The sequence below is a fragment of the uncultured Cohaesibacter sp. genome (assembly GCF_963556055.3).
Lineage (GTDB): Bacteria > Pseudomonadota > Alphaproteobacteria > Rhizobiales > Cohaesibacteraceae > Cohaesibacter.
The window spans coordinates 1-14,512 of sequence record NZ_CAUVYE020000009.1; the positions used below are offsets into that span (position 1 = coordinate 1).

Here is a 14,512-nt window from a genome sequence, read left to right on the forward strand (position 1 = left end):
GATGAGCATGCTGCACATCACGCACAGCCTGTCGGTTGACGTCGTCTTTGTTTAAGGCATCTCTGCTGAGCATCCGGGGTTTAAAGTCTTTATTCTTGCGCCCGGCCTCATTGATTATTCGCCTGCGCGCCATTTCAACCCGCGTCTCGAATTCATCTTCGTAACGCCGTTTTTCTTGCTGTATCTGCTCATCGTGAACACGCGTGATGTCTTGAAAGGTTTTCCATTGCCGGGCCGTGAGAATAGATTTTGCCTCACGGTTCAAACTGGCGCGTTCGAAGGCGCGGCGAAGATCGTTTGAAATACTCATCCGCGCGCTCCCCTCGATTTAAACAAGCGAAGGAAATCGCAATGGCCATTGCGCGGAAAATGCACTTCAAATCGGCCATAAGGACCGATGTAATTGCACTGCGCGTAAACGCGGCTTAGTTGCCCTGCATAGGTTCGGCTTTGCGTGCTCGATAAAACATGCGGCAAGCCATAGGCCTTAATCGCGACATAGATCGCGGCAGGCACGATAAGCCATAAGAAATAAACGGCGCGGATCAATCTAGCCTGTTTCATGCGCGCCTCCTGTGTGGCGCAGGAAGGCTAACGCGGGGCTTAGGAGGCAAGATGCCTCCTTCAAGCGGATTGGGAGCAATCTGATGACAGTACGGAGCCAGGTGCTGCTGACTGGCTTTTTCGCAAACGATATACCCGACGCCGCTGACATAAATGACTTGGCAGTGCGGCGGCAGGCGCATCAATTCATCAGCCGTATACAAGCGTTCGCGGCCTGTGCTCAAACCACCTGAGAACTCTGAATTTCCCGAATTGTAATTCAGGGTTCTGGTAAGCGTCTCTCGCTCGCCCATGGCCCGGCTAACACGTTCGGCCTCTTCAATATTGGCAAACTTCAACCACTGGGTAACGCGGACATTATCTTCCAATGTCGCAATCAGCTTATCGCCATTTTGACGCTGCAAATCCGAACGCGACTGAGCGATAAACAATGTTCGAAGACCAAAGGCCCGCTGGATGGTGACTTTCTCGATCACATCACGCGCGGGTGTGTTGGCCGCTTCATCGAACACAAGGTCCGTGCGACCACAACCACCTGACATCTGCGCGCTTGTAAAAGCGTTGAAGTGCAGGCCGTAATAAGTTCCAAGCCGGGAAGCGTTGCGCTGGTTCTGGACAAGGAAGACGATATAGCTTTCTTTTAGAAGCTGTTCATGCGAAATCTCCGCATGCCGACCAGCTTCACTTAATGGCCCGCCCGGTGAAAAGATACGAAGTGCGGAAAGCGCCGCTAAATAATGCTGACTATAATGCTCGGGATCGTTCTCGTGCAGCTCCTTGATTTGCATCGCGCGCGAGCGTGTCAGCGGAGAGCCTTCATCGGCTTCAACGGTGACGGCGCTCATCCACATTCCGGTATCTGATAGGAAAGCCGCAAGCCCTCCGGGCGTTGCGAGTTCGGGGAAACGGCTAATCAAGATCAGGAGTGCCAGTTCTAAGAACTCGCGCGGCACCTGTCTGAAATACGCATTCTTGGCATCGTTTTTGGGCTCATCAATGAAGATGTGCGAGACGTTTTCAATCTCCAGCATCAGGCTGGAACTTTCCGCCTGATACGCTGAAATGAGATTGCTAAACGGGTTCAGAGAAATTCGATAATCCGCGAACTCATCCCCCAATGTGTCGCTATCGTCAACGAGCGCAACGTTGCGTCCGTACAAAACGCAAAGTCGAACAAGCTGAGCGGCAATCTCACCTGATTTTACATCGTTGATGACAATGCTGCGGTCGAGATCCGCGAGCATAGACAGGATTTCCGGTATGGCGACGCAAGTGGTCTTGCCGCCGCCAGCAGCTGCATAAATCAGTGAGGAAGAGGTATTGTCCGGCTCAAAAATCGGGCGACCATCATCCAGAGAAAAGCCAAGTATACGTCGGCACTCACCATGGATGGCCCGGCGGGCCTTTCGGTTTAATCCCGCCAAGCGAAGAAGCCCGCTAAACAGGCCGCTCATTACATCATTCCTGCATCGCGCATAGCTTCAGGGCTTGCTAGCGTGGCAGATTTAGGAGCGGCCCGTTTTGCCGCGTAGTTTGCAAATAGTTTGCGCTTACGCATCAATCCAAAGCTTCGCCCTAAAAGCTTGGCGGAGGAAATGCCAAGGAGAATAGAAAGGAATCCCATGCCCCACCATTCAATCGATGAGGGCCAGATCAAATAGGCACCCCCGCCACAGATCGTTGCCATCAGGAGGTTGCCATTGATTTTGAGAATATCGCCGACAGCGCCATGTTCGCTCATGAGCCTTCTCCCGTTTTGACACTATGCAGTGCAGAGACGATTTCACGGCGCTTGGTTTCCAAGGTTGCCCGTGTCCCCCAAACGGCATCGGTCAACTCTGTGCCTTTCAAATCGCGAGAAAGGAGTTTGTAACTGGGTCAAGGTGAAAGCCACCGGCAACAACGCCAAACACAAAACCGATACAGATAGCAATTTCCCCCGCGTAAAGCAGGTCATGAAACACTGTAGCAAAACCCACCAACACCTCCTGCGGCCATGATCGCCGGGGTAAAAAATGGTCTACGTACAGACACAACCGATACCCTATGGAGAAGATACGTATCCCGATGGGTTTCAATGGCTTTGCCATCATGAATATCCAGCCGTCCGAAAATCATTTTGCTTCTCCTAATGCTGCAACATTTGGGGTTACGCGCGCGCGCTATCGAGCGTCGCGTGGAGGCGGGCAACGGGTTCTGGTTTGATTAAGCGAAGCGACCCTGCATAGATGGCAAATGACATCCGTTCTTGCTCGCTCGCCAAAGCTACGGCGGCAAGAACAAGTAGAGGTGACGCCTTCCAATGCGGCGTTGATACGTTCTCATTGCAAGGCTTTGTGCGCGCGCCTGCGCTGCTTTGGCAGGTGCGGCCAGCATGTCAAGAAAGCCGCAAATCTTCGCCCCGGATGGATCAAAGCTTCCGGCAATAGCACGGCAGTCAAAAGCATCAATAGGAAGTGAGCTTTGATGCTCGCGTTTGATTTCCCGGGTGAGCTTGCTGGCACAGCGCGCTTCCCATCCATCCATCTTGATCGTCCGGTCTGCCACCACCGGCCCGGCAACAACGTAAGAAAAGGCGGCAACGAAAACGAAGCCGACGGCCAAAGAGCCGCTAATTGGCAATCCTGAAAAATCAATGCTCATTCGTGTTCTCCTTTGATGAAATAAGGGCCGTTTTTTCAACGCGGTAACGCGCCCAGATCAATCCGAGGTAAGTGAAGAGCCAAAGGACAAGAGGAATGGTCAGTTCGATCATCGCCGTTAGAACGGCAATCGGCCAAAAGGCTCCTAGTTGCGCTATGGCTTGAGATATGCCTGCCTTTGCTGGAAAAGCTGGACCTTCGCTGATATCTGATTTCAAGCTATCGAGAGCGCTCTGTATGGACGCCCCATTGCGCGCAAGCATCGCATTGACGTTTCGCATAGCTTCTGGCTGATCCGGCAATTTGATTCCAGCTTGAAGCTCAACCGCATAGCTTTCGAACAGACTTGCAGGCAAGCTAAGGCGTAACTCTTCAACCTTGTCTTTAACGGCAGATGACTTACGTGCTAAACCACGCTGGCTTTCATCAGGCGTGAGACCATCGCCCGCTAAAATTGTTTCATACTGGCCGATTAGTGCATTCGCGTCTGCAAGCGCTACGCGCGCGCGCCTGTTCAGCTTCATTAAGTATTGTTGTGATTTCTTCTGCCCGTGTGGCAAGAGGCAGTACCCGCTCGGTAAACACTGCCTTCACCGCCTTTGCCTGAGCTGAGGCAGCCTTGCAATTTTTCGCAGTCCAACCCCCGGCGAATATCACTCGCCGCAGCTTCGAGGGCGGGTCTAATCTGAATAGTCTGGACAACATGAGCATTGGCATCAGACACAAAAGCCCGAAGTTCTTCTGCATGCTGCTGACGGTTTAGCGCATTAACTTCCTTAAGCACCAAACCACTATAGCTAAATGCCCCCGCGCTAATGCCAATGATGGTGATGGGCAAAAACGCTTCCAAGGAACGCAAAGCGAAATCCATGTGATGCCAGCTTTGCGCCCGCCTTGATCGCCTTATCATTGACTGTAAAGCTTACAAAACCGGACATTACGCCAATGGTGATCACCTTGGCGATGCCTAACACGCTTTCGGCTTCAATCAGATTTGGCGCGGCCATCATGGTCAAAGCACCAGTTCCAATCGCAGAAATGGGAAGGATAATTTTTTCGAACTCAATCGACTTTTCGCGCTGATATTGTGTTGGCTCATGAAGTTCTTTGGAAAGCCTGGCTGGTGGATTATCAGCCGCTTTCCTTGGCCGCCCACGCGGCTTGGGTACTTGCAGTTGTCGCTGACATTTTCCTGCTCCGTTTGAATGGTCATGTTTGCGTTTTGGAAAAGAAGGCCACAGACACCAGCGCAAGCGATATCGTTGACACCGGACGTGTCTCCGTGCCTTCAACTGAAATAAGGGCGACTTGATGCGCCTAATTTTGGAAAGTTTTGATGCCCTAGCGGGAAGTGTTATCTACCCGGCATTCGGCAGCATCTTGGCTGAAACATATGAGCCCATTTGCAACCTATGCATCTTCGCCCTAGCCGGGTTTGTCTTCCTTTGCTAAAGCTCGGGACTGCATCACCCATCAGATAATCGAAATAGGACGCGCCCATTTTGGACGTCATAGTGACAGTGCTATTTCGACAGGGCATAATGCCTTTAATCGCGTAAGTCATGTCTGTCTAACCTCATTCGTGATCCGCGACCGGGGTCGGAAGTTGCAGCTTCCGACCCCATCGTATCCTGGATCTAGTTTCATCGACGAGAGGCTTGTGCCTGGCCATCCTTTACAGCCTTGTCAGCTCGCTTCTTTTCTTCGTGATGCATACCATTGGTGTTTACTGTGCCTCCGTTAAATCCAATTCGTTTGTTATGCTCATAACTCGAAGTGTTCATGGATTTTCTCCTTTGCTATATCTACTATTGCTTGAATTATTGACGGAAAAACCGTCGGATTGAGACGGCTTTTCCTAACGACACTGAAGCACAGGCTGTAAGTTTTGAGAGTGCAATAAGATGCAAAAAAACTTCGATGAGACTGAAAGCAATCCATCAGGACAGAAAACATTTTCGATTTTTGAGAAGAACCAAGCTTTGAAAATTTTAGTTGATTATTCTTTGGTCACCGGAAAAAAGTGGCAGGCGATACTATCAGAGATTTTTCGAGTTACAGGTACCCAGACAACAGATCACGCTCCGTTGCTAACGCGACAAGATCTGGAACAATGGGCACGGCGCAAGAACAATATTGGTGATGCTAAGTTTCAAATTATCTTCAATTTTCTTACGCATCCAGAAACATTGGCGCGACCTGAGTTCTCAAAAGCCAGCAATTTAGAAAAGCATGGGGCTACCAAGCGAACTGGGCACGCTTTTGAACAGTTTTTCGATAATCATAAAAATCTTTATTACCTAACATTGCCAGAGCGCAAGGAGATTAGAATTTCTGAGTACATGGATAAATTTGAAGGGTATTATTCCGGCACAGACCCTCGTGGTCGTTGGTACTTAGCGGTGACGAGGTATCCGCACACTAATTTTTTTCGTTTGCCACTTTTTTCGTTATCAACGTCGACGCTTTCGAAAAAGAGATGACTGGGCGCTGGAACGGTATAGCGGTTTTCTAACCATCGGCTATGCAATCAGGCTTCACATGAAGCATGTTATTAGCACTGAGATAGAAGAGTTGATCGTAACCCCTATTTTTGAAAGTTCTTTAAAAAGAATTGATCGCCTCAAGCTAGTATATAATTCACGTTTGGCCGAGAAATTTGATGCCTTTTTATCTGAAAACGGCGAACAAGAACGTTATGAAATTCTGAAGCGAATCCCAATAAACAGCTATAGGTCCGACTTCGACAGGATCAAAGATAATAAAATTGAGGAATTTGTTGATAATTTCAGATGGAATGTATTATTATGACGGAAGATAACAAGAATAATAATGATAAAGATATGGATCATTTATATTTTAATCAGCCTCCAATAGATATATTTGAAGGAATTAAAAGAAATAATATTGAAGATGTTCGAAAGATACTTGAGAGAGAGCCTGCAAACATCAATGAAACTGACCACTTGGGAATGACGGCATTACATGTCGCAGCCGCAAAGGGAAACCTGAGTATGGTAACTTTTCTACTCGAACAAAAAGGTGTTGATCTGACGTTAAAAGATCAATTTGACCGCGACCCTCTAGATCTAGCAATTCTCGCCGGAAATCAAAGAGTGATTGACGCATTGTTCTGGTTCAGACAAGGGCTGGATACTGAGGGCAATGATCCGAACTCTTCTTTTCCCAGAAAAAATAGTATCTTGGGGTTCAAGCCAAAGTAGTCACCTTAAAAGCAAGATACCGATCACTAACCCCGAAGATGATTTCATCCAGCCAGCTTAGATCATCGCTTACGAGGTATTCCGGCAGGGAATTGATAAACGCCTGCCTCACATCGGCGGTCAGAACATCCGCAAAAATACTCCATATTTTACCTTTCCATGAATTGAAACATTGCCAATCCCAGACGTCCGGGGGAGACGGCAATCGTTCTCCATGCAAAGGCTGCACCTTCAAATGAAGCAATTGGGCATCGGCTACATCTTCCATTCGTCTTCCCATTTGCCCAAATGGAAATTAGCAATCAGACCTTCCTTACCGTCGTGGCGCATTTGTTCCTCCCGATAGACTGCGAGAGAGAGGTAGATCAATGCGGCTCGCGACAGTTTTAGAACGTGGAGGGTCTTCGCCTCAAATTCGCTCCTAGAAATGTGGTAGCCTGGGCTACTGTCAAAATGGGGTTCATTTCTGGTCGGGAAAGCCCATGACTCATGAACCTGAAAATACTTATGTTCAAGAAAGTTTCGTATTTCGGCCAGGGCTTCGGCTTCCGGCTCCATCACCTTCTTGAAATCAGATTCGTAAATATCCTTAGATAGCCAGAATAGTCCGCGCAGTGGCCAATTTTCTCGGTCAACAAACAATGCACGCATTGGCTTAGGGGTGTCCCTTACATCTTCATACCAAATATTCCTGAAATTGACTCGATGATCCGCCCAGCCGACCTTCATGTAGTGATTGATGAAAAAGGCGATCTTATCGAAAATGGAATAGCTTAGCCGGTAAGCAACCCGAACTTTTTCGACAGCCAATGCGTAAGATGGATAGTCCAGCGTGTTATAGAGAGCGACATCCTTGTCGGAAAAATGCGGGCTATCGCTGAAACCATCGACTTCCGAGCCCTCATAAAAGAAATATCGGGCTGAAACAAACTCCTGCTTGAGCTGATTGTAGAACCCGATCACAGGTGGCGGGTGTGGGCCTTCGTGTTCGTCGAATGCAAATGTCATCGACGGTAAGGTCAGGATATCCCGAGCAGCAATGCTTTCAGCACCTACGTCATTGAGTGGATTTAAAAAGAGGCGGTTCTTTAAAACCCAACTTCGATAGGCTCTTTCATCCGATGTATCGCCAAGTGAAAACTCGCTCGATTCAAAATGCTTTCTTGCAGCTTTGATATCCAGATTTGCCGCAATATCATCATGTGATTGTTGGAACCGGCTACGCAAAAGAGCATTCTGCTCAGAGTCAAAAACCGCATCAGCAGCTGATGCGTTTCCATACGATGTTGCGGCAGCCATCAGCAACATATCGGCATGTCCTGGATCATAAACGCTTTGCGAATAATGCAGGAAACCAGATGCCCGATTAGCCCATGCAACGGCAAATTTTTCTTCTAGTTGAAAGACGCGCTCCCAAACTTCAATTGCCTCCAAGATACGCCCTACCGTGCTGAGCTTGTTGGCCAAGTTGGTGAGTATGGAACAGCGATCCCTAACTTTAAGGTCTTGAAATCCAGCGTGTCGCACCGCTAGGCGCAAATGCACAATCTGGTTCTGCACTTCTTCTATTTCCCAGGACCAGCTTTGCTTTTTGCCACTCCCAAACAATCTGTTTTCCCAGGCATTGGCTCGAAAATAATGTAGGAGTGCAGATTGCGACGGCTCAAGTTTCCGCGTTTCCAACTTGTCAATCAGTGAAAACGCTTGTCCAGTCAGAACCTCATCGTTTTTATCAAAAGCATCGTCGATCATGCTCCCGATATCATCGAGAGCCTCTTCATTAGTTTTGGAATCTATGTTCAGTTCTTTGGCGATAGTCGTTACGTCTCCATGTTATCGCGCTCCCTATTCAGGAGCTGCACTTGCTGAAATCGAAATTGATGAATTGACAGATATTCTAATACTGATTGCATAGGAGCTTCAACGCTAAACGGTTGTGTATGAAGGGGTTTTTCTTATTGCCTTGTTGCATCGCACTGTTTGTGCGACCGGGCTGTCGTAAACCGAGCCTATAAAATCAGTCTCGGCCATTCGGCATCCATCCCTTGCGAGGAAATACTGCGGCGGCCTTGGCCGCCACTTTTATATTCGGCGCGTGTGTGCCACGCGCTTGGAACCGTTCTCGCCAGCTTATATCAAAACCGCCGACGCTCTTGCTGTGGTTCAACCATCTTCCGCCGCTTATGCGCGGTCTCCCGAGAAGAAAGTTGAACCATCGACGGATTTCGACCGACCGTCCCATATAGCCCGCCGCTTTTAGGCGACGGTCATATTCCATGATTTAAGGCTTGGGACGCTCGCCGCTTGGCAAGGGTTCATGCGCGGGGTTTTCTGTTTGAAGGCTTCGCAGTTTTGAACCTTTTTCAGCATTTGCGAGGCCGATATGTCATTATTATTCTTTGCCCAGCCCTACGATATTTCTGCGGTAGGCTTTTATTTCGAAACAATCGAAGATTACGACCAGAAAGCCCAGTAGCCTTAAAAACAGCTACGGTGACAAGGTCGAGGAATTTGAAATCCAGTATATCGACGGTGAAGACATCGACACCGCCTTGGCCAAGGCGTGGGGACTTAGCCAGTGCAATATTGCGGCATTCATTGACGCCGCAGAAGATTGGGAAGAAGACCAAAAGACCCGTTACGTCATAGCTGTAGGTGAATGCGGATACGGTCATGACCAGCTGGCAGACAACCCCGACAGCATCGACATGGACATCTACCATTTGGACAGCATGAAAGAGCTGGCCGAACAGTTTGTCGATGAAGGACTATTTGGCGAAATTCCCGAACGGCTTCAATTCTACATCGATTATGACGCCATCGCCCGTGATCTAGCGGTTGATTATTCAGAGACAGAAATCGCAGGACAGCGGCTGATTTATCGCTGTGCCTAGCGAATGCGCGATGTCAGCACAGGACAGCGCTTTTAACTTCTGTTTTTCAATAAAATCTCGCTGTCCTCTGGTGCTATCCCGCGCCGTTTGAACCCATTTGCATTTAAGGAGGATATAACCATGCAACTGCAACACATTAATTTCGACCAGCTTAAAACCACAAAAATCAATGTCCGTAAAACAGGCGGCAGTGATATCGATGATCTCGTACCGAGCATTCGATCACTGGGGGTATTACAGCCGCTTCTCGTGCGCCCAAACTGCGAAGGCTTTGAAGTCATCGCAGGTCAGCGGCGCTATAATGCACTCAAAAAAATTGCGCGTGAGGATGGCGAAGACACCACAGCCCAGCCCGTGCCCTGCATCGTCATGGAAGATGGAGATGATGCCAAGGCGATTGAAGCGTCACTCGCGGAAAACATCGCCCGTCTTCCGATGGATGAAATCGATCAGTACAAGGCCTTTGCCGCACTTTTCGGCAAAGGGGCAACGGCCTCTGACATTGCAAGTCAATTTGGTGTCAGCGAGCGCCTTGTAAATCAGCGCATGGCTATCGCCAATCTAAGCGCGCCTATTTTAAATCTGTATCGTAACGGAGAAATTCAGGCCAATACCGTTCGGACGCTAACGCTGGCCACCAAAGCCCAGCAAAAAGAATGGGTGCGCCTACACAAAAGCGATGATGACTATGCCCCGTTAGGGCGCACCCTTAAAGACTGGCTGTTTGGCGGTGACCATATCGCGACAAGTGCGGCGCTGTTTGATCTATCACTCTATGAAGGCGCGGTTGTTTCCGACCTATTTGGAGAAGAAGCCTATTTTTCCGATATCGGAAAATTCTGGTCACTGCAAAATCAAGCCATTGCAACCGCAAAGGAACAATATCTCGCGGATGGATGGCGTGAAGTAATTATCATGGATACAGGCGTTCATTGGCATAGCTGGGAGCATGACGCCGCGACAAAGGAAATGGGCGGCAGGGTTTATGTCGAAGTTAGAAGAAACGGCGAAGTTTTATTCCATGAGGGCTTTCTAACCCAAAAGGAAATCCAAAAGCTCGAACAGGCCATTAGCACCGAAGAAGACGAAAAGCCGGAGCGCCCAGAACTCACCAAGCCTATGCAGAATTATCTGGACCTGCACCGCCATGCCGCCGTGCGCCATGAGCTTATAAATCACCAAGCTATCGCCTTAAGGCTGGCGCTTGCCCAGATCATTGCGGGATCAAATTTATGGTCTGTTAGAGCCGAACCACAAAAAGCGGCAAATGATGCCATTACCGAAAGCCTCAATGCCAATAAAGCGCAAAGCCTTTTCGAAAAAGAACGGCAGAGCGTATTCAACATGCTCGGATTTACAAATGAGGAAGCAGAAACTCTTGTCATCGCAAATGGCGAGTATAGAAGCCGGATCGATTTTGATGGTCTTTTTGCCAAGCTATTAAAAATGAGCGATGAGGACGTTCAGCGTGTTTTCACCTTCGTTGTGGCTGAAACTCTTCCTGTCGAAAGCACCGCCGTCGAAATCCTTGGCGAGAAATTTGATATTGATATGACAGAAATCTGGCAGGCCGATCAAAGCTTCCTTGATTTGTTACGTGACAAAGAAGCCATCAATGAAATGCTGTTAGATATTGGCGGCAAGCAAACGGCTGATGCTCATATTGGATCGACCGCCAAAGTCCAGAAACAGGTCATTGGCAAATATCTTGACGGCACGAGAAAGCCTATAAAAGAAAACTGGACACCGCGCTATATGGAGTTCCCGATGCGCGGCTATACTAAGCGCGGCGGCATCAGTGCGATTAACCGCTATGAAAATGCCAAGAAACACTATGATTGATATTCAGGATTTCAAATCTTCGGCCAGCGGTTTACCGCTGGCCGGATTTTTTAATCCCCATCCTTGGCCCAGTCCTCATGTCCATGGCGCACACGGACAACCAGAACGTCACCGTTGTCTTCAATAACATAGACGATGAGATGTGCTTTAAAGGGATGTATGCGAACTGGCGGCGTAATCTCAAACCTCTCCCGCGCCATGCGGGGATTGGCGGCAAGCAGGTCAAAAACCTCATATAGTTCGCCATGATACCGGCGGGCCTGATCTTCGCCAAAACGAAGAAGGCCAGCTTGAGCAATGCCGATGATGTCCTCTTCGGCTTTTAAGGTAAGACGATATCCCATGCTTAATTGCCAGAGGTGGATTTAACCCGCGACTGCGCTTCCGCAAAAAGCGCGTCCCTTGAACGTCCGCCAACGCCGCTTGCCAGCCCCTCATCAACGAAGCGTTGCATGGCGGCAATCTTGTCAGATTTTTCCTGATCTCTTCGGATCAAATCCCGCACATAATCGCTGGCGTTGGAATACCGCCCGGTCTTTGCCTGCGCTTCTACCCATTCTTTCATGGGATCAGGTAGTGAAACATTCATAGTCGCCATATCAGCCTCCATAGTTCTATTATGGCAGATATTGGCAAAGTTTGTCAAAATTTAGATTTAGACGGATTGCCCTTGAAAGCCCCGACGCGACAAAGCGCTCAGCACTTTTTGATTTATTTGCCTGCGCGTTTCCATTTGTTTGAAGGTCAGGTTCCGCTTTCGCATGGTGTTTTGTAGAAACTGATATTCCCAGTTGTTTAATAATCCGCGCTGATGAAAAAACGCGATGCTATCAGCATTAAGCGACTTTTCGATATCCTTTCGAATTCGCTTGATACCTGTAAAAATCAGATCCGAACGAACCCCCAGAAAACGCTTCACGCATACATTGCCGACTTCCGTCGTATGGCCTGTAACACGGTTTCTGATTTCGCAAATCTCAATGATGGGATAGTGACTGCACAAACAGGTTTCTGGCTCATCTGCCTCAATGACATCGACAAGCACCCATTCTTTTCGTGCCGTTTCCCAGTCAGTAGCTTTGCTCATCGACAAGATAGCCTGACTGAGCTGCTTGAAATTATAGCCATCTCCCATGCCTTCGTCCCCCAAACCAGATTGCTAGAAAGACCGAAACTCGGCCAATACAAGCCGTTTTCCAGTGCAAGGATTGTTTCATGGACGCCTTTTGAAATGCAACTATTAAGTTTGTATTTCACTTAAACCTATCGAGCTTATCAGCTCGAAAGCCTTCGGATGGCTCTAACCAAGCTCCAAGGATGCATATTCTTTTGAGCGGCGAGATCGGGAAGTGAAATTTCATTTTGCTCTAACCGTCTTTTTGCTTCCAAAAGTTCCGAAGAACAAAGTTTGGGCGGGCGGCCCAGGCGCTTTCCTCTCGCGCGAGCGGCGGCTAGCCCTTCGCGGGTGCGCTCAATTAAATGCTCGCGCTCATGCTGGGCTATCGCCGCCATAATCGCGTAAATCAAGCGCCCATGGCGCGATGAGGTATCAAGATTCATGGTGATGATTTGAAAGCCGATACCACGCTCTAAAAGGCTCTCGGAGCATTTAAGCGCGTCGAGGCAGGACCGAAAAGCCCGGTCAATGTCCCAGACAACCAAGCTATCGCCTTCTTTTAGGTCCGAAATTAACTTTTCAAATACAGGACGCGATTTACTAGCGGCTGAAATCCTCTCGATATGCATTTCATCACAAAACGCTCTCAAGCCGTTTATCTGCCGATCAAGACATTGGTCGTCCCGAGAAACCCGTAAATAGCCAACCTTTCTACCATAGTGATTTTTATCGTTCATTCTTCAATTATTTCAATGTCTTATAATAAAATAAAGTACGAACATATATTTGACATAACCGACCGTTTTTGCGGTGACCTAAAACTCTTTAGTCCCTGAATTACTTCTGATCGTTGAAACTCTATTTTTCCCGTCATTTCAATATTTTCCCATATTCAGGCGATAGATTTCAAATTTCATTCTTCTTACTTTTAATGATCGCATTAACGGTCGTTTTTGTTGCGCCGAAAGGTGCAACAAGCCGCAATTCTTGCCGCTCTGGCTATGGTCAGTGCGAACGCCGCCAACGCCACAGATTTTAATGCTGGCGTAGTGATGAAGAAAATGAATGCCGAGCAACGCAAATGGTATGTCTCTGGCGTTGTCGATGGCTTGGCCTATGCGCGTTTTTCAGCAAGACAAGCCAAGCGAAGTTGGAATGCAATGCATTTATGATTGGTATTTCAACGACAATGAAAAGCTCTGGAATAACACTCTCATCCCAACTTTCGAGCGCTATTCGGATAAGCCGGTGACAGCGATCATTCATGTCCTTTCCCAAAAGAAATGTGGGGCAGTCAAATGATCGATCTTTCCCATCATTTTGCTAGCGATGAACCAAGCCGTCACTCTGAATGGTTGCGGCAACAAAAGTGGTTCATCAAGCTTCGGGATGATCGGGAACGCCGGGAGAAAATCGAAGAGAAGCTTGATGACACCATGGAGGCGCTTGTCAGCGCCGTAGTGATGGCAACCACAGAAGAGCTTAATGAGCTGCAAACCAGACTTGATGCATATGACGAAGCGACAGTGATCGCTCTCATGGAAAATCAGGAAAAGCTGGATCGAGTGAATGCTCATATTAGCCAATTACTTGATCGCGCCTATGTCATGGAAGACGGACGCCGCGGTATTTTTATCTGAAGATCGCACGCAAGCGTTTGATGAATTCGGGGAACCTGTAACACCCGATGAACTCGACTTCGACATGATCCCGGAAAACACACCGACATGGGAACAATGGCGAGACGCAAACACTGAAAAGAAAGAGCTGACGCAAGAGCGCCAAGATATTCTGGATTTTCAGGAAAAAATTGATGCCGCCAGAGAAAAAACTGCTGACGGCAAAATCAGTGAGCAAGAATTAGACGATCTCGATGCTGATCTTCTGGAGGCGATGCCGAAATCTGTCCGGGCCCATGTTCCAGATCTCGATGATCCGCAGGACACACCAGAGCTGAAATCTCACTTCCAGCCGATGGCGAACCCTGTACGCCCGCAAAACGATCGCACAGCAACGTTCGACGCCAACGTGCCCGGCTAAAAGCCGCCGCGCTCTTCATCTTCTAAAAAATTCGTTTTGGCAAACTCAGGTGATGCATCATGAGCAAAGACAAGAGTGATATTTACAAGGCGAGTATCGGAGCCCCGGATAATTTCATGAGTCATTACTATTATTCGGAATTCCGCAAAATCGATGAAACGCAAAGAAATCAGCGCTTGAAGGACAGAT

General features: G+C 48.4%; 22 protein-coding genes. 8 read left to right on the plus strand and 14 right to left on the minus strand.

Going from position 1 to position 14,512, the window contains the following annotated elements; all coding sequences use genetic code 11:
* From ACHZB8_RS05445 to ACHZB8_RS05475, 7 genes are all read right to left on the minus strand, one after another.
* On the minus strand, nucleotides 1-310 hold a 310-nt coding region (locus ACHZB8_RS05445; RefSeq protein ID WP_316859211.1), incomplete at its 3' end, for a hypothetical protein.
* Nucleotides 307-564 carry a hypothetical protein gene (locus ACHZB8_RS05450; protein ID WP_316859212.1) on the minus strand — a complete coding sequence of 86 codons (258 nt, stop codon included), beginning with the start codon at nucleotides 562-564 and terminating at the stop codon, nucleotides 307-309. The genes ACHZB8_RS05450 and ACHZB8_RS05445, both read right to left, overlap by 4 nt.
* The gene (locus ACHZB8_RS05455) at nucleotides 561-2,018 is read right to left on the minus strand and encodes a type IV secretory system conjugative DNA transfer family protein (RefSeq protein ID WP_316859213.1); all 1,458 of its coding nucleotides are present in this window, start codon (nucleotides 2,016-2,018) and stop codon (nucleotides 561-563) included. Before ACHZB8_RS05455 ends, ACHZB8_RS05450 begins: the two co-directional genes overlap by 4 nt.
* Entirely contained in the window at nucleotides 2,018-2,305 is a 288-nt protein-coding gene (locus ACHZB8_RS05460; RefSeq protein WP_316859214.1) for a hypothetical protein, read from the minus strand. The genes ACHZB8_RS05455 and ACHZB8_RS05460 overlap by 1 nt, the downstream gene beginning before the upstream one ends.
* A gap of 524 nt (nucleotides 2,306-2,829) precedes the next feature.
* Nucleotides 2,830-3,207: a hypothetical protein gene (locus tag ACHZB8_RS05465; RefSeq protein ID WP_316859215.1), complete on the minus strand. Its 378-nt coding sequence runs from the start codon at nucleotides 3,205-3,207 to the stop codon at nucleotides 2,830-2,832.
* Entirely contained in the window at nucleotides 3,197-3,766 is a 570-nt protein-coding gene (locus ACHZB8_RS05470; protein WP_316859216.1) for a hypothetical protein, read from the minus strand. The genes ACHZB8_RS05465 and ACHZB8_RS05470 overlap by 11 nt, the downstream gene beginning before the upstream one ends.
* A gap of 252 nt (nucleotides 3,767-4,018) precedes the next feature.
* The gene (locus ACHZB8_RS05475) at nucleotides 4,019-4,216 is read right to left on the minus strand and encodes a hypothetical protein (RefSeq protein ID WP_316859218.1); all 198 of its coding nucleotides are present in this window, start codon (nucleotides 4,214-4,216) and stop codon (nucleotides 4,019-4,021) included.
* An 894-nt stretch (nucleotides 4,217-5,110) separates the two neighbouring features.
* Here ACHZB8_RS05475 and ACHZB8_RS05480 point away from each other — a divergent pair.
* Genes ACHZB8_RS05480 through ACHZB8_RS05490 form a run of 3 tightly spaced genes read left to right on the plus strand, consistent with a single transcriptional unit; the run spans nucleotide 5,111 to nucleotide 6,430 of the window.
* Entirely contained in the window at nucleotides 5,111-5,689 is a 579-nt protein-coding gene (locus tag ACHZB8_RS05480) for a hypothetical protein (RefSeq protein ID WP_316859219.1), read from the plus strand.
* Nucleotides 5,690-5,747: 58 nt separating this feature from the next.
* Nucleotides 5,748-6,017, plus strand: a complete 270-nt coding sequence (locus ACHZB8_RS05485; protein WP_316859221.1) for a hypothetical protein — start codon at nucleotides 5,748-5,750, stop codon at nucleotides 6,015-6,017.
* Nucleotides 6,014-6,430 (plus strand): ankyrin repeat domain-containing protein, encoded by a 417-nt coding sequence (locus ACHZB8_RS05490; protein ID WP_316859222.1) that lies wholly within the window; start codon nucleotides 6,014-6,016, stop codon nucleotides 6,428-6,430. The genes ACHZB8_RS05485 and ACHZB8_RS05490 overlap by 4 nt, the downstream gene beginning before the upstream one ends.
* Here the strand turns inward: ACHZB8_RS05490 and ACHZB8_RS05495 are convergent.
* A complete protein-coding gene (locus tag ACHZB8_RS05495) occupies nucleotides 6,417-6,698 on the minus strand; it encodes a hypothetical protein (protein WP_316859223.1) in 282 nt (93 codons plus the stop codon). The genes ACHZB8_RS05490 and ACHZB8_RS05495 overlap by 14 nt on opposite strands.
* Complete coding sequence (locus tag ACHZB8_RS05500) at nucleotides 6,686-8,182, minus strand: LA2681 family HEPN domain-containing protein (protein ID WP_316859225.1); 1,497 nt, start codon at nucleotides 8,180-8,182, stop codon at nucleotides 6,686-6,688. Before ACHZB8_RS05500 ends, ACHZB8_RS05495 begins: the two co-directional genes overlap by 13 nt.
* Before the next feature lie 800 nt (nucleotides 8,183-8,982).
* Here ACHZB8_RS05500 and ACHZB8_RS05505 point away from each other — a divergent pair.
* Together ACHZB8_RS05505 and ACHZB8_RS05510 are read left to right on the plus strand one after the other, a co-directional pair.
* A complete protein-coding gene (locus tag ACHZB8_RS05505) occupies nucleotides 8,983-9,324 on the plus strand; it encodes an antirestriction protein ArdA (protein ID WP_316859226.1) in 342 nt (113 codons plus the stop codon).
* 120 nt (nucleotides 9,325-9,444) lie between these two features.
* Nucleotides 9,445-11,166, plus strand: coding sequence for a ParB/RepB/Spo0J family partition protein (locus tag ACHZB8_RS05510; RefSeq protein ID WP_316859227.1), 1,722 nt, complete (start codon nucleotides 9,445-9,447; stop codon nucleotides 11,164-11,166).
* A 50-nt stretch (nucleotides 11,167-11,216) separates the two neighbouring features.
* Here the strand turns inward: ACHZB8_RS05510 and ACHZB8_RS05515 are convergent, their stop codons facing one another.
* From ACHZB8_RS05515 to ACHZB8_RS05530, 4 genes are all read right to left on the minus strand, one after another.
* Nucleotides 11,217-11,510 (minus strand): type II toxin-antitoxin system RelE/ParE family toxin, encoded by a 294-nt coding sequence (locus ACHZB8_RS05515; protein ID WP_316859228.1) that lies wholly within the window; start codon nucleotides 11,508-11,510, stop codon nucleotides 11,217-11,219.
* A gap of 2 nt (nucleotides 11,511-11,512) precedes the next feature.
* Nucleotides 11,513-11,764 carry a type II toxin-antitoxin system ParD family antitoxin gene (locus tag ACHZB8_RS05520; RefSeq protein WP_316859230.1) on the minus strand — a complete coding sequence of 84 codons (252 nt, stop codon included), beginning with the start codon at nucleotides 11,762-11,764 and terminating at the stop codon, nucleotides 11,513-11,515.
* A gap of 57 nt (nucleotides 11,765-11,821) precedes the next feature.
* Complete coding sequence (locus ACHZB8_RS05525) at nucleotides 11,822-12,301, minus strand: hypothetical protein (protein ID WP_316859231.1); 480 nt, start codon at nucleotides 12,299-12,301, stop codon at nucleotides 11,822-11,824.
* Between the two features lie 140 nt (nucleotides 12,302-12,441).
* Nucleotides 12,442-13,020 carry a recombinase family protein gene (locus ACHZB8_RS05530; RefSeq protein ID WP_316859233.1) on the minus strand — a complete coding sequence of 193 codons (579 nt, stop codon included), beginning with the start codon at nucleotides 13,018-13,020 and terminating at the stop codon, nucleotides 12,442-12,444.
* A 231-nt stretch (nucleotides 13,021-13,251) separates the two neighbouring features.
* Between ACHZB8_RS05530 and ACHZB8_RS05535 the strand changes: the two genes are divergently transcribed.
* From ACHZB8_RS05535 to ACHZB8_RS05545, 3 genes are all read left to right on the plus strand, one after another.
* Complete coding sequence (locus ACHZB8_RS05535; protein ID WP_316859234.1) at nucleotides 13,252-13,455, plus strand: hypothetical protein; 204 nt, start codon at nucleotides 13,252-13,254, stop codon at nucleotides 13,453-13,455.
* Nucleotides 13,456-13,581: 126 nt separating this feature from the next.
* Nucleotides 13,582-13,923 carry a hypothetical protein gene (locus tag ACHZB8_RS05540; protein WP_316859236.1) on the plus strand — a complete coding sequence of 114 codons (342 nt, stop codon included), beginning with the start codon at nucleotides 13,582-13,584 and terminating at the stop codon, nucleotides 13,921-13,923.
* Nucleotides 13,886-14,323 carry a hypothetical protein gene (locus ACHZB8_RS05545; protein ID WP_316859239.1) on the plus strand — a complete coding sequence of 146 codons (438 nt, stop codon included), beginning with the start codon at nucleotides 13,886-13,888 and terminating at the stop codon, nucleotides 14,321-14,323. Before ACHZB8_RS05540 ends, ACHZB8_RS05545 begins: the two co-directional genes overlap by 38 nt.
* On the opposite strand, the gene ACHZB8_RS05550 is transcribed toward ACHZB8_RS05545, so the two are convergent.
* Nucleotides 14,320-14,512 (minus strand): hypothetical protein (locus ACHZB8_RS05550; RefSeq protein WP_316859240.1); only part of this gene is annotated, 193 nt, incomplete at its 5' end. The two genes, ACHZB8_RS05545 and ACHZB8_RS05550, sit on opposite strands and share 4 nt — an antisense overlap.

What these genes read in the sequence shown, in the direction of transcription:
- ACHZB8_RS05450 (WP_316859212.1), bottom strand. Translation starts at nt 564, where the DNA reads ATGAAACAGGCTAGATTGATCCGCGCCGTTTATTTCTTATGGCTTATC.
- ACHZB8_RS05455 (WP_316859213.1), bottom strand. Translation starts at nt 2,018, where the DNA reads ATGAGCGGCCTGTTTAGCGGGCTTCTTCGCTTGGCGGGATTAAACCGA.
- ACHZB8_RS05460 (WP_316859214.1), bottom strand. Translation starts at nt 2,305, where the DNA reads ATGAGCGAACATGGCGCTGTCGGCGATATTCTCAAAATCAATGGCAAC.
- ACHZB8_RS05465 (WP_316859215.1), bottom strand. Translation starts at nt 3,207, where the DNA reads ATGAGCATTGATTTTTCAGGATTGCCAATTAGCGGCTCTTTGGCCGTC.
- ACHZB8_RS05475 (WP_316859218.1), bottom strand. Translation starts at nt 4,216, where the DNA reads ATGATGGCCGCGCCAAATCTGATTGAAGCCGAAAGCGTGTTAGGCATC.
- ACHZB8_RS05480 (WP_316859219.1), top strand. Translation starts at nt 5,111, where the DNA reads ATGCAAAAAAACTTCGATGAGACTGAAAGCAATCCATCAGGACAGAAA.
- ACHZB8_RS05485 (WP_316859221.1), top strand. Translation starts at nt 5,748, where the DNA reads ATGAAGCATGTTATTAGCACTGAGATAGAAGAGTTGATCGTAACCCCT.
- ACHZB8_RS05490 (WP_316859222.1), top strand. Translation starts at nt 6,014, where the DNA reads ATGACGGAAGATAACAAGAATAATAATGATAAAGATATGGATCATTTA.
- ACHZB8_RS05495 (WP_316859223.1), bottom strand. Translation starts at nt 6,698, where the DNA reads ATGGAAGATGTAGCCGATGCCCAATTGCTTCATTTGAAGGTGCAGCCT.
- ACHZB8_RS05500 (WP_316859225.1), bottom strand. Translation starts at nt 8,182, where the DNA reads ATGATCGACGATGCTTTTGATAAAAACGATGAGGTTCTGACTGGACAA.
- ACHZB8_RS05510 (WP_316859227.1), top strand. Translation starts at nt 9,445, where the DNA reads ATGCAACTGCAACACATTAATTTCGACCAGCTTAAAACCACAAAAATC.
- ACHZB8_RS05515 (WP_316859228.1), bottom strand. Translation starts at nt 11,510, where the DNA reads ATGGGATATCGTCTTACCTTAAAAGCCGAAGAGGACATCATCGGCATT.
- ACHZB8_RS05520 (WP_316859230.1), bottom strand. Translation starts at nt 11,764, where the DNA reads ATGGCGACTATGAATGTTTCACTACCTGATCCCATGAAAGAATGGGTA.
- ACHZB8_RS05525 (WP_316859231.1), bottom strand. Translation starts at nt 12,301, where the DNA reads ATGGGAGATGGCTATAATTTCAAGCAGCTCAGTCAGGCTATCTTGTCG.
- ACHZB8_RS05530 (WP_316859233.1), bottom strand. Translation starts at nt 13,020, where the DNA reads ATGAACGATAAAAATCACTATGGTAGAAAGGTTGGCTATTTACGGGTT.
- ACHZB8_RS05540 (WP_316859236.1), top strand. Translation starts at nt 13,582, where the DNA reads ATGATCGATCTTTCCCATCATTTTGCTAGCGATGAACCAAGCCGTCAC.
- ACHZB8_RS05545 (WP_316859239.1), top strand. Translation starts at nt 13,886, where the DNA reads ATGTCATGGAAGACGGACGCCGCGGTATTTTTATCTGAAGATCGCACG.